The organism is Paenibacillus radicis (ex Xue et al. 2023), from assembly GCF_024722015.1.
Taxonomy (GTDB): domain Bacteria; phylum Bacillota; class Bacilli; order Paenibacillales; family NBRC-103111; genus Paenibacillus_S.
In genome coordinates, this window is sequence record NZ_JANQBD010000011.1 from 103,460 (window position 1) to 116,384 (window position 12,925).

The following is a 12,925-nucleotide window of genomic DNA, read 5'->3' on the forward strand; positions in this document are numbered from 1 at the left end:
TGTTGGGCTAAAAGAACGAACCCGGACGAATCAGCATTTGGATTCATCCAGGTTCAACCTTCACATAAGGGCTGCACCATAATGTTTCCTGATTAAAAATCCCCCACCGCTTCTTGTGCAATGGGGGATTTTCCTATTATTTGGTGAGCCCGAGATCCTTCGCTTGCTTTGCAACCGCGTCGGTATAAAGCTTATAGTTGAATGTACCATCTAAAGTAGCAAGGAATTTACTATAATCTGCAATCGGCGTTTTACCATAAATGAATTTTGTAACTTCTTCTTGCACGAACCTATCCGCATCAGCCTTATTGTAGCCACTCGGTAAATCGACCAATTTGTCCACGACAGGCAAACGCGGCAATTTAGCTTCAAAATCTATATATGACGCTTGTGCCGGGAATTTGGTTTGCAAGTACGAAAGCTCCGGCCGACCAGTGAACTGATAAACGAACGTATACCCGTTTTCCTTCTTGCCTTGGTCCGTGATAGTGATTTTATCACCTTCCACCTTATAGTGAACATCTTTGAGCCCGTAATCAACCAAGCGATTGCCTTCAGTCGTCGAGACATAATTGAGCAGTTCGATGATTTTGTTCAGCTTCTCCGGTTGTTTCTCTAACGACTTCGGAAGAGCGACCAAGTAGCCGGAAGCCCCTAAATCATTTATGCCGGCAAACTGCAAGCCCTTCGGTCCCTTTGGTGCCGGAAGCTGAACCCAATCGGCATTTGGATTTGCATCCTTCCAAATCTTAACCGCCGCATCTTTAATTATGCCTGCCCAGCCGTCATAAATGATGCCGACTTTTCCTTGGAATGCCTTATCTTTGGAAGTATTCCCTTTATTGCTCAAAAACTCAGGATCGACAACGCCAGCGTCAACGAATTTCTTCACTTCCGCTAAAGCATCCTTCATCGCCGGATCATAAAATCCGTTAACAATCTTGCCATCTGTTAGAGCACTTACCGAAAGCGATATCGTGCTTTGGCTGATGCCGTAGGCTCCAAACACAGGTGCAAACGTATCCATACCAGTCCCCGAAATGCCGAGCGTATCCTTCTTTCCGTTGTCATCAGGATCGTTCTCCGTAAATGCTTTGGCCACATTGTACAGCTCATCTACCGTAGTCGGTGCGGCCAATTTCAATTTGTCTAACCAGTCCTTGCGGATCCAATACGTACCGTTCAAAAGCGGAGGCGCCTTAGGCAGAGCAAATTGCTTACCGCTCACAAACCCTTTCTTCAGTTCGTCTACGCCTACAAATTTCTTATAATCGGCCAGTTTATCCAGATAGGGTCCCATATCTAACAGTACGCCGCTTTGGGCAAATTTCTGAACCTGGTCTTTCAAAATGAGCATGACATCCGGAGCATTCGCACCCGCCATACGTGCGCTGAGTTTGGTAGGAAAATCGGTTGCTTCCAGCGTCATCCTCAAATCAATGTTAAGCTTTTTATTCAGCTCATTTTTAACAAAATCATCCTTGGGAAAGCCAGGTCCGTCTGCAGATGTGATAGTCCCTTCCTGCATGACCTCCAGCTTCATAGGAGCAGCATTCATTGCCTCCCCATTAGGTGAAGCGCCCGTCGAAGAATTGTTGCCCGAACATGCAGTAAGCAAACTCACGGTGAGGAGAACAGCAACTGTTGCATTTTTTTTCATTTTTACCCCTTCTTCCATGGTAATTTGTATAAGTGATCGTTAGGCTCGTCCCTCTACGGTACGAGAAAATGTGGAACACAATGTACTCATCCTTTAATTGCCCCAATTAGTACGCCTTTGGAAAAATATTTTTGAATAACCGGGTACACCACTAAAACGGGCAGACTGGCGATGATAACAGACGCCATTTGTAGGGTCGGTGTCGGTACGACAATATCCGTCATGTTGTCTACGGAATTACTCAAGAGCAATAGTTTGCGAACGACAATTTGCAGCGGATTTAAATGCGAATCTGTAATGTAGAGAACGGCTGCGAAAAAGCTGTTCCAGTTAGATACAGCATAGAACAAACCTACGGTCATCAACGATGGCACCGATAGTGGAACGACGACACGGAACAGTATCCTCAATTCTCCGGCTCCATCTATGCGAGCGGACTCAAACAATTCCTCTGGAAGACCTTCGAAAAACGTTTTCATAATCAAAAGATTGTAAGTAGCGACCGCACTCGGAATGATCAAAGCCCATACAGTATTCAGCATGCCTAATGATTGAATGAGCAGATACGTTGGCACTAAACCACCATTAAACAGCATCGTAAATACGATCATAAGAAGGATGACCTTCCGTCCAGGAAGCAATCTCCTGCTTAAGGGATAAGCGCCAAGCATCGTGAGAAGCAAGTTTACCGCTGTCCCTACCGTGGCAGTGAATAGAGATACTAGCATCGATTGGGGTAACTCTTTGGTTTGAAAGAGATATTTATAGGCTTCAAATGTTACTGATTTGGGGATGACTAGAAATCCCCCGTTTTTAATAACTTCGCTGTAAGGGGTCAGCGACATCGACACAACGAACAACAACGGGAAAAGACTCACAAAACCTACAAGCAATAAAATCAAGTTGATAGCTGCTGCCGAAACCTGCTCTCCGCGATTGATTACCATATGCCGCCCCCCCATCGTTTTGCAATCTTATTAGCGGCAAGAACAAGCGCCATGCCAATGACCGATTTAAACAAGCCTACTGCAGATGCCATACTGAAGTTCAATTGCTCTAGACCTGTGCGATAGACCCACGTATCGATAATATCGCCCACAGAATAGACCCGAATGTTATAGAACATAAAAACTTGATCAAACCCGGCGTCCAAGATGTATCCAAGTCTTAATATCAAGAGCAGAACGATAACATTTGCAATACCGGGCAATGTTATGCTCCAGATTCTCCGAACGCGTCCTGCGCCATCCATCATGGCCGCCTCATAAAGCGAAGGATCGATTCCGGCTATTGCAGCTATATAAATAATCGCTCCCCAGCCAAGATCCTTCCAAATATCCGTTCCGACCAGAACAGAACGAAACCATTCCGGCGCATTCAGAAAAGGGATGGCATCAAATCCCAAATCACTTATCCAACGGTTGATCAACCCATTCGTCTCGGAGAAGAATGCAACAGCGATACCGTAAACGATAACCCAGGATAGAAAATGCGGCATGTAACTCAAAGTTTGAACCCATTTTTTCAGATGAATGCTCCTGCTTTCATTCAACAGAACGGCTAGTAAAATAGGGGGTATCGTGCTGAAAATCAGCTTGTAACAGCTAATCAATAGCGTATTGGTGAGCAATTGGGAGAAATAGGGCGAACTGAAAAACATCTCGAAGTATTTATACCACGGATTAGCCCAATCGGATCCGCCGATTCCCGACATAATATTGTAATCCTTAAATGAGATGATAACACCATACATTGGCACATACTTGAAAATGATATACCACGCCATCAGTGGCAAAAGCATGATGTAAAGCACTCTATTCTTCCATAGTGCTGTCAAATTGCCAGACCTCCTTTTATTTCTTAGTTGTAACCCTATTATCAGCTATGAAGTCCATTTAAAATAAGGAATAGATTTATTCATCATCAGTAACAAATTTACTTATCTCTCAAAGTAATAGCATTTATTACCTCTCTCAATAACACAAAGAGCAGTCCAAACTAGAGTTTGGACTGCTCTTTGTGTTATTGAACTAATGGCAGGATGAACTAGGAAGATATCACCCTGGTACCAAGCTTTACTGCCCGTGCTTATATATGAACGTAACGGCAGCTTGAATTACGATTCTTTTTGATAGCATAGCTTCGTTATTTATGATACAGTTCGGCGTGCTATCTGTAACGGCAAGTTTTCGCCTAGACCAAGCGTCCGCTCCGTTGAAGTATGAATTTCGTTGATTAGCTCTGGTTTTTTCATTAGTGACACGCCATAGGAAGGAATCATTTCTTTAATTTTCGGCTCCCATGCTTTCAAATGCTGCGGGAAGCATTTTTTTATTACCTCAAGCATAACGGAAACGGCTGTAGAAGCACCCGGAGAAGCACCGAGCAAAGCAGCTATCGAGCCATCAGCGGCATTAATGACTTCCGTACCAAATTGAAGCGTTCCTTTGCCGGCAGCGGTATCTTTGATAATTTGCACACGTTGGCCTGCCACAAGTAACTCCCAATCTTCGCTTTTGGCGTCCGGGACAAACTCCCGTAAAGCATCCATGCGCTTCTCTTTTGATAACATAACTTCCTTGATCAGGTATGTTGTCAATGGAACGTTTTTTACGCCTGCCGCCATCATAGTAACAAGATTATGCGTTTTTACGGACGTCACCAAATCGAGCATGGAACCGAATTTTAAAAATTTGGGTGAGAAGCCTGCAAACGGTCCAAAGAATAACGATTCCTTTTTGTCGATAACTCTTGTGTCAAGATGCGGAACAGACATGGGAGGAGCACCCACAGAAGCTTTGCCGTACACTTTTGCATGATGCTGCGCTACAATATTCGGTTTCTGACACACCATGAATAGTCCGCTTACCGGAAATCCTCCAATACCTTTTCCTTCAGGAATATCGGATTTTTGCAGCAAATGCAGGCTTCCTCCCCCGCCGCCGATAAAGACGAATTTTGCAGTACGTCGCTCGACGGTACCGGTATCGACATTCCGCACTTTCAACTCCCAAGAGCCGTCGCTAGTACGTTTAATATCATCAACATCATGTTTGAACTTTATATCCACATTTTTACTCTTTAAATGGGCAAACAATAGCCGCGTTAAAGCGCCAAAGTTGACATCCGTTCCAGATTCGATTCTTGTTGCCGCTATTGGTTTATTCATTTTCCGGTCTTGCATCATAAGTGGAATCCATTCCATCAGTTTTGCCGGATCATCGGAAAATTCCATCCCTTGAAACAGGGGATTGTTAGACAGTGCTTCAAAACGCTTTTTTAAAAATGTTACATCTTGTTCCCCTTGTACAAAACTCATATGAGGCACTGGCATGATAAAATCCCGTGGATTACGTATTAGATTGCTGTTTATAAGATAAGACCAAAACTGCTTTGAAACCTGATACTCTTCATTAACTTTTATAGCTTTGCTAATATCTATGGATCCGTCCGGTTGTTCGACAGTGTAGTTAAGCTCGCATAGTGAAGAATGCCCCGTTCCCGCATTATTCCATTCGTTAGAACTCTCCTCTCCTGCATTTGCGCGCCTTTCAAACACTGTAATTTCCCAGTCCGGTACTAATTCTTTCAGCAGTGAACCCAAAGTAGCACTCATGATTCCGGCACCAATTAAGATAACGTCTGTTTTAGTTTGTCTGTTGCTCATTTTTACCGTCCTTATACCCTAATATTTTCAGAAAGGATGCAGGCGATCCTGTTTAGGCGCCACAGCAAGCCAAGGCGCGACCTAGTCACACATCTTTTCTGGATCAATTATAACCCTATCATAGTGTATCATTATTAATTATATATTAAAATAATTGTGCATGTCCTTGTACCTTTTTTTTTAGTTTTCACTAATCCTATTATAACCTTTATCTTGCTTCATTTGTATCATTATTGTGAAATCATAGAGCAATCCAATCCACTTGTGAAATGAATTGTGTCTGATAGCGTTTCGAGGCCGCCTAATTGTGCCGGCAGCCTCGTCCTTGCTATTATTGAACTCTTGTTTCTTGAGGGAGCTTAATCACTCAGATACGTAAAACCTTTGTTTGTAGTACTGCCTTAGTTAGAGCTTTTGCATGCAACAGAACATCCTCGATTGAAGGTCTATATATAGTATTGCACTACCTAATTTATAGTGTTACTAAAATGACTTAAAAATGAAATCAGCGCTTGACGAAGAAGTTATTCGATTGTCTTACATGCCGTGCCGTGCCCTGCCCAGCTGTAGACAAAACCTTAAGAACGACAATGCTAGCACACACGGCTTAATACGAATTATTCGATTCGAAGTCAATGCCTCTTCCTAAAAACCTGCTTCTATACATCCTTTTGGCTTGATATCGGCAGTCTTTTTGAATTCATGCAAATGTGCAGTTATTTTTTCATTGTTAGCCGGACCGAGGAGTTTTCCATGAAAATTGATGTATTTTTGCAGGTATGTTGTCTAAACGGCAATTTTGTTAGAAAATAACTGCATGTTTGCAGTTTTTTTGAGGACTGATGTTCGAAAGAGGATCAAGCAATGCCAACATCCATTCTACAATGAAAAAAGGGCATTTGGATGTAAATGTTTTGTCAGATTATCTAATTCCGGGGAGGCGAACCAGTCATTGTCTAGAGCTTGACCATATTTTATAGTGTGTATGACTGAGTTTGAAGACAAATAAATGTTATGATGAACTAATGGTTCGAATGAGACATTCTCCCCTTCCCGTAATAACCGAAACTTTAATTCACCTTCTCTTTTTTCCGCATACACAATCCATCCTGACTGTACAATATAAAACTCTGATACCGACTTATGGTAATGGCTATTTTGCCAAGCACCATTCTCTGAGGCTACTGTTCGACAATAGGAATTTCCATCAGTTGAACAATTTAATCTGAATCTACGTTCGCCATTCGGCATCAAATCATATTTAGTTTCAATACCAAAAGAACGTGCTTCTTCTATAGAGATTTCTGGCATAGTAAGCCTCCTAAAATAATAGTAAGGATTTCTACCTGTATTTTACAGAATTACACTATATTTTGAGATGGTTTTTTGTATAGTCGACATGGAATTATATTAGCACTTCGCTGCATAGCTTCCTGCGGAACAATAAGGAATTACCCTGTTCCATCATGACCACGGCATGTTCACCTTCCGCCGCGAGCTCGTCAGCCAGCTTTTTCTGATAAACAACACTCTACCGTTAACATACTCAAAAAAAGCAAAGCTCAAGTCGTTAATTTAGCATATACAATAAAAAACAACATCATCTCTCCAATGATCAAGTAATTTGGTACAAGGAAAAATAAATCTACTGTGAAAAAAGCTCCAAGTAAGCCTAATAATAAAACTAAATGAAATTTCCCCAATCGTTGATGGATGTGCCTATATTTATGGAAAACCAGCGAGGTTGAGAAGAAATAGAGCAGTACAGATCCAAAAATAAAGCTTAGCATAAATGTATAATTTAATTGTTCCAGAAATAGCAATTGGATCGAAGCTGCAAGCATACACAAGGATAAATAAATGAATAAATGTCCGTAAATTATAGTCTGCCCGGCTGTCTCTATGCTCTTGTTCACTTTCTTTTCAACATTATCAAAATATTGCCACCATATAGCAATAATTAATAAAAAAGTTATTGACGCAAATAAAATAGATTGCCACGTCCAGTAGCTAGACTGCTGCAATACTGCAAGTATACTGATCACTGATTCACCAAGAAGAATGAGTGTGAACAGCGAGAAGCGTTCTAATAAATGGTGAGTATTTATAGGGCTTTTCACTAAATATTGCCGGCCGATTAATGGGAGCAATATGTCTACAATAATTCCCGCATACAAAACTACATAACGAATCCAAGAATCAAAGAAAATGGATAAAGATGAGATCACCAATCCGATCCAAAAACGACTCCCCAAATAACGGGCAGTGATTTTTCTATGATCCTCTTCTTTCTTATGTACTGAAAGATACTGAATGGCGGTCATAGCTCTTAACCCAACATAGCCTATCAAGAATGGAACATAGTATTGATCAAAATTAACCGATAGGCTCGCTGTCATTATTAATACAAAAAATAATTGTACAATCAGAAAAACTCGGTGTGACAGGATGTCTTGTCCAAACCGGTTTACAAAGAGAGATTGCCCAACCCACGCCCACCAGATCGGAACAAATATAAGAATGAATTTGGATAAGTATTCAATTGGAATTGAACCAGATTCGACATGCAGCAAGACATGACTCGCCTTAGAAACTGCAGCTACGAACAGCAGATCATAAAATAACTCCAGCCAGGTAACTTTCTTCTCAGCAAATAAGTGTTCATTCATCGTTTTGCTCCCCAACTTAAGGTGATGTTATTCCCTAGTGCTTCAAAGATTGAACGCATGGTAACCATCTCGGCCCCCTGATAGTTTATAGGTGGAACTTCCAACGCCAGTTCGGTGTTGTCTACTGTGACCCTCGCTTCCTGAAAATCATCGGCCTTTGCGCTGCTCTGGCTAAAGAGAACCATCATCCCTACCATCAAGCACAGGGTACCAAACATAATTTTTCGCTTATTCCTCTTCCTACTCTTTGAGAAAAGCATAGCAAGCCTCTCATTTCTGTTAGTTATTGACCATTCAGCCGATTCAGCTTAAGTATAATGTTGCCTTTCAGTATTCTCCAAAAACACCTATTTTCCTGCCCGTTCGCCACCATGTAAGCGGAAATGGAAGCGCTTTTGTTGTAGGGAAATTCCCATCAGAGTAGGCGGTTCGAAAATCCAAAAATGAATCCGGCCGCTTTTTGGATGTTACTTAAGTGATGGGGCGAGAAGCGATGTTCAAAGCCTGCTTTCAATCTAGAGGAGACCATGATTTGTCGGGGCCGCTGCGGAAGGAAAGAAAATAGATGGAAATTGTAACGCTAATCCAGCGTGGATATCGCCTGAAATCAATCTAACTGGAAAAACTAACTCTAATAGAGGTGAAATGGTCGATATCAGCCAAAATACGTAGAATTAACATGAGGAATTCCAGCTATAAGACTTGGAACGCTATTTTCGGAGTAACTAACTTGACATTTTCCTGATAATTGCACGAAGTGCGCCAGACTGCCATGCAATGCCGTAACCGAACCACGAACCATTGAGCCACGAACTCGATACCCGCGATGAGTACGCGCTGGAAAGCGACTTCATCCTATTCATCACTAAGAATACACAAGAATATGCAAAAAAGCCTTCAACTATTAAAGTGGAATTGAGGGCTCTTTTGCAACCATCTATTCAGGATAAAATGGTGGAGGGGTTGTCTCAAAATGTCTTTTGGGACAGCCCTTTTCCGCGTTACCACTCTGCTAGGTAATAAAATCCATTAGCTTAACATTTGACGAATGGCTTCGCTAAGCGGTGTAGCTGGACGGCCTAGTAATTGTTGGAGATCCTTGCTCTCAACGTCTAGCCCGCCCTCCCGAATCCCGCGTTGCATAGATATAAGAAATGGAATCACAGCTTCAGGTACACCGACTTCACCCAGCATTTTGCCATAGGATTCGTCATCTAAATGCAGAACGCGTACTTCACGGTTCATAGCTTCCTCAAAGATCGATGCAAGCTCATCTTGCGTTAACAGCTTGCCCGACAATTCGTAAGTCGTGTTCTCATGTCCTTGTCCTGCAAGGACATGAGCTGCTGCCTCAGCATAGTCGCGGCGGGCTGCCCAACCTAATTTGCCCGATCCCGAGGCTACGGCCCATGGCGCTCCATTCAGAACGGCTTGGAACGTCCCCATTTCATTTTCTAAATACCAGTTATTGCGCAAGAAGGAGTATGGAATTCCTGACTTTTTGATTGCTTCCTCCGTTTCGCGATGGTCCTTGGCAAGATCAAATTGGCTGTCTGTGGCATTTGGTGCACTTGTATACACGATGAAGCCAACATTAGCTTCTTTTGCAGCTCTTATAGCTGTCATGTGCTGTTCAATTCGATTTTGCAAATCCCCTGATGAAATTATAAGCAACCTGTCAATGCCGGCGAAAGCTGCTACCAACGATTCATATTCATTAAAATTCCCGTACCGCACATCGACTCCCAGGTCGCTCAAGTGTTCTGCCTTCTTCGGATCACGCACGCTTACAGCGATACTTTTTGGCGGAACAGTCTTCAGTAATGCTTCAACGACTAACGCTCCAAGATTTCCTGTTGCTCCAGTTACCATTAATTTCATAATAAATGCCTCCGTTATGTAAACTTATTTATTTTATAGCGGCAATAGTCGTAATATCATTTTCAAAATGGCCGGAAAATATTACAATCGCCTTGGGTCGATTTCCTTTGCAGAAGCGTTTCAGAAATCCTGTGAATTCAGATTCTTCGAAGATCCATGTTGCGGTATTCATTAAGGGAATGCCCTTTTAAGCCATTTATGTCTTCATGAATTTTTTTTGCCCCAAAAACACAATTAAACTCAGCACCAGAAGCACCAATGGCGTGACGGCGATGCCAAAACCTTGACCAGCCTTGAGATGCGTAAATACAGCTCCTGCCATAACAATAATCAATGCACCGCTAGATACAGAGACTAGCTTATTCCTCCAAAAGCCTAGCAGTAATCCCGCTGCTAAGAGAACTTCTATCCCCCCTACAACATACATAAAACCGGAACCATACCCGTAAATCTCATTAAATGCTTCTATCTGATCTGGATTTCCACTTAATTTCATAAAACCGGTCAATAAGAACATAACTCCAACCAAGCCCTGCAATATTCGAACTGCCCACTTCATTTTGACGCTTCCTCCTTGTATATGACTTACTTATAGAGCTATAATAATGCCAAGGATAGATTATCGGAAGTAGGCACTTAAAATAAACATAGTATACAAAATGATACCTTACATGGATATATTATTTCTAAAGGAGGACTTCAAATGGCTGATAGTTGCAGAGTCGAAACTGCATTAGAGATCCTGGTCGGTAAATGGAAGCCTGTCATTCTGTTTCATCTATTTTCGAGCGGTACGATGAGATTTAGCGAACTTCAAAAAGCAATTCCGGATATAACAAAAAAAATGCTTACAGCACAATTAAGGGAATTAGAATATCATGATATCGTTCATAGAGAGATCTATCTCCAAATCCCCCCCAAAGTTGAATATTCCATTACTGAATACGGTAAAAAAATGACCCCTCTATTACAGGCGATGAATGATTGGGGAATGGCTCATGTTGAGCATTTGAATGAGTTATATGGGAAAGATCAATCCGTGGAATCATTCGAAGTAAATGATGAGCTCGTAGGGAAGTAATACATGTAGTAATAACCACTATCCGAGTTCGGTTCTTCAAAAAATGTTGTACTCAACCCAAAAGATACGGAAATACGAAGTATAACGGTATCACACTATCTATCAACATTCAAAAGCACCCCGGAAAGAAATTCGGGGTGCTTGCCTTGTTGTATTTAGCATCTGTAGCTTAATCAGCCAATCATCCTCTTATGCACCAACAATAATTATTACCAGTTCCAGGCTTCAAGACCAAGCAGTTTTCTGCCCAGAACGGTCAGCTCGGGATCATTAGGCGTATGAGCATGCTCCCAGTCTCGCGGATCTTTAAGAAACGGATTAAACTTATTGGACTGTTGATGCATCGAAGTTTTGTTCTTCAAGCTTTCAAGCGCAAGTCTTCTACGTTCTTCGAACAATTCTTCCTTGGCAGGGAACATTGTAATATATTGAGCCAGTCGTGGACGGTCGAATAAATTTTCACCGTTGCCATGGGCAACCAGAACGTCCCACAGGAGCAAATCACCTGCTTCGCCGGGAATTACCTTCACCTCGTGCCCCGTATAATCCGGATTGATCGGGTTTCTGTCCGCCGGCTGCTCCTTGATCCACTGCTCGAAGTCTTTATAGATGCTGGGCACACAACGGAATCCACCCTGATGAATATTCGTATCCTCCAAGAACAGAACGCCTTGTAAAGGACGCGGTCGTGGCAAAGGGAACGTCAAATTTGTCGTATCCGTATCCCAATGAATGAAGCTGGTATTAAGCTCCGGCTTGTCTTCTCTCTTCGGCGGCTTCATGTTCACCCGGTCGACCGTCACCCACAGCTTCTCTTCCTCCAGCAGCTCGGCAAAAGCCTGATACAACCGCGGGAATTGACGATTATCCCAAAGCGAAGGATGATGGATAAAAGGTATCATGCCTCTTTGCTGGTCATGCCACAATTCGTCCATGCCTGCCGGCGGAGTGTACCAGCTTTCCTGGTTTCCCGGATCCTTGCCCATGAACTCCCAAATTGCGTTTACGGCACGCTCGCAGTTTTCTTTAGGTACTGCATTTTTAATTAAGATATAACCGTTTTCTTGGAAAAATAACTTCATTTCTTCTGTAATGACTGTCATTGCTCATTTCCTCCCTGTATCCGAATATGAATGATATTATCCTTTTACCGCACCACTGGTTGTGCCCGTTGCGATATACTTCTGTACGAAAAACCCGATAATGATCATCGGCAACATAGTAATCGTAGCAGCAGCGCTGCTTTTTCCCCAGTCCACTGAAATTGCGCCAACGAAGGTCGAGATGCCAACAGGTAGCGTATACGTGTCCATGCTGGTCAACTGCATCGAGAACAGCAGCTCGTTCCATGAATACTGCATAGCCAGTATGAAGGCAGCCGCCATGCCGGGCAAAATGATAGGAACAATGATTTTCCAAAATGTCTGCATTGGCGTACAGCCGTCGATCTTGGCCGCATCACTGAGTTCAGTAGGCACATCGCGGATAAATCCCATCATCAACCAAATGATAAAGGGCAAGTTCAAAGCCGCATGAGCGATAATCGGTCCTGTCAGCGTGCCCAGTAATCCCGATACTCTGACTAATGTAAACAATGGCAGCAGCATCGATATGGCCGGTACCAGCTTTCCTAATAAAAAGCCGTTTGCAATCGTACCCGACCATCTTGAACTAAAACCAACCAAACCGTAAGCTGCCAATGTACCGAAAATAATGGCAATAAACGTTGACACAATGGCGACAAGCGCACTATTGCTAAAATAAGAAGAGAAATCCCCTTTTAAGAACGCATTGACGTAATTATCCATAGTTGGTGTGAAAAATAGCTTAGGCACCTTTGTAAAAATGTCCATTTCACGTTTAAACGAGTTGCTAATGACAAGCGCGATAGGAACGATAGTCCATAGGGTAAACAAACCTAGCGCAGCTGTTTTGAACCCGTGTCCGAGCAAGCGGTTAAGCATTCA

Annotated in this window: 12 protein-coding genes; 1 reads left to right on the forward strand and 11 read right to left on the reverse strand. The window is 42.6% G+C overall.

What is annotated here, in order from left to right:
* Positions 1–136: 136 nt before the first annotated feature.
* From NV381_RS16265 to NV381_RS16305, 9 genes are all read right to left on the reverse strand, one after another.
* Positions 137–1,660, reverse strand: coding sequence for an extracellular solute-binding protein (locus tag NV381_RS16265; protein WP_258214346.1), 1,524 nt, complete (start codon positions 1,658–1,660; stop codon positions 137–139).
* Between the two features lie 86 nt (positions 1,661–1,746).
* Entirely contained in the window at positions 1,747–2,607 is an 861-nt protein-coding gene (locus tag NV381_RS16270) for a carbohydrate ABC transporter permease (RefSeq protein WP_258214347.1), read from the reverse strand.
* On the reverse strand, positions 2,601–3,461 hold the full coding sequence (locus NV381_RS16275) for an ABC transporter permease (protein WP_258214463.1): 861 nt from the start codon (positions 3,459–3,461) through the stop codon (positions 2,601–2,603). The genes NV381_RS16270 and NV381_RS16275 overlap by 7 nt, the downstream gene beginning before the upstream one ends.
* 348 nt (positions 3,462–3,809) lie before the next feature.
* The gene (locus NV381_RS16280) at positions 3,810–5,327 is read right to left on the reverse strand and encodes a malate:quinone oxidoreductase (RefSeq protein ID WP_258214348.1); all 1,518 of its coding nucleotides are present in this window, start codon (positions 5,325–5,327) and stop codon (positions 3,810–3,812) included.
* A gap of 879 nt (positions 5,328–6,206) precedes the next feature.
* Positions 6,207–6,638 carry a hypothetical protein gene (locus NV381_RS16285; RefSeq protein WP_258214349.1) on the reverse strand — a complete coding sequence of 144 codons (432 nt, stop codon included), beginning with the start codon at positions 6,636–6,638 and terminating at the stop codon, positions 6,207–6,209.
* A 251-nt stretch (positions 6,639–6,889) separates the two neighbouring features.
* On the reverse strand, positions 6,890–7,996 hold the full coding sequence (locus NV381_RS16290) for a low temperature requirement protein A (protein WP_258214350.1): 1,107 nt from the start codon (positions 7,994–7,996) through the stop codon (positions 6,890–6,892).
* Positions 7,993–8,256 carry a copper amine oxidase N-terminal domain-containing protein gene (locus tag NV381_RS16295; RefSeq protein WP_258214351.1) on the reverse strand — a complete coding sequence of 88 codons (264 nt, stop codon included), beginning with the start codon at positions 8,254–8,256 and terminating at the stop codon, positions 7,993–7,995. The genes NV381_RS16290 and NV381_RS16295 overlap by 4 nt, the downstream gene beginning before the upstream one ends.
* 769 nt (positions 8,257–9,025) lie before the next feature.
* Positions 9,026–9,877, reverse strand: coding sequence for an SDR family oxidoreductase (locus NV381_RS16300; protein ID WP_258214352.1), 852 nt, complete (start codon positions 9,875–9,877; stop codon positions 9,026–9,028).
* A gap of 196 nt (positions 9,878–10,073) precedes the next feature.
* Positions 10,074–10,436 (reverse strand): DoxX family protein, encoded by a 363-nt coding sequence (locus NV381_RS16305; RefSeq protein ID WP_258214353.1) that lies wholly within the window; start codon positions 10,434–10,436, stop codon positions 10,074–10,076.
* A 144-nt stretch (positions 10,437–10,580) separates the two neighbouring features.
* On the opposite strand from NV381_RS16305, the gene NV381_RS16310 reads away from it, so the two are divergent.
* Positions 10,581–10,958 (forward strand): winged helix-turn-helix transcriptional regulator, encoded by a 378-nt coding sequence (locus tag NV381_RS16310; protein WP_258214354.1) that lies wholly within the window; start codon positions 10,581–10,583, stop codon positions 10,956–10,958.
* Positions 10,959–11,167: 209 nt separating this feature from the next.
* Here NV381_RS16310 and NV381_RS16315 read toward each other — a convergent pair whose 3' ends face one another.
* The gene (locus tag NV381_RS16315) at positions 11,168–12,061 is read right to left on the reverse strand and encodes a phytanoyl-CoA dioxygenase family protein (protein WP_258214355.1); all 894 of its coding nucleotides are present in this window, start codon (positions 12,059–12,061) and stop codon (positions 11,168–11,170) included.
* A 36-nt stretch (positions 12,062–12,097) separates the two neighbouring features.
* Entirely contained in the window at positions 12,098–12,922 is an 825-nt protein-coding gene (locus tag NV381_RS16320; protein WP_258214356.1) for a carbohydrate ABC transporter permease, read from the reverse strand.
* Between the last annotated feature and the right edge of the window lie 3 nt (positions 12,923–12,925).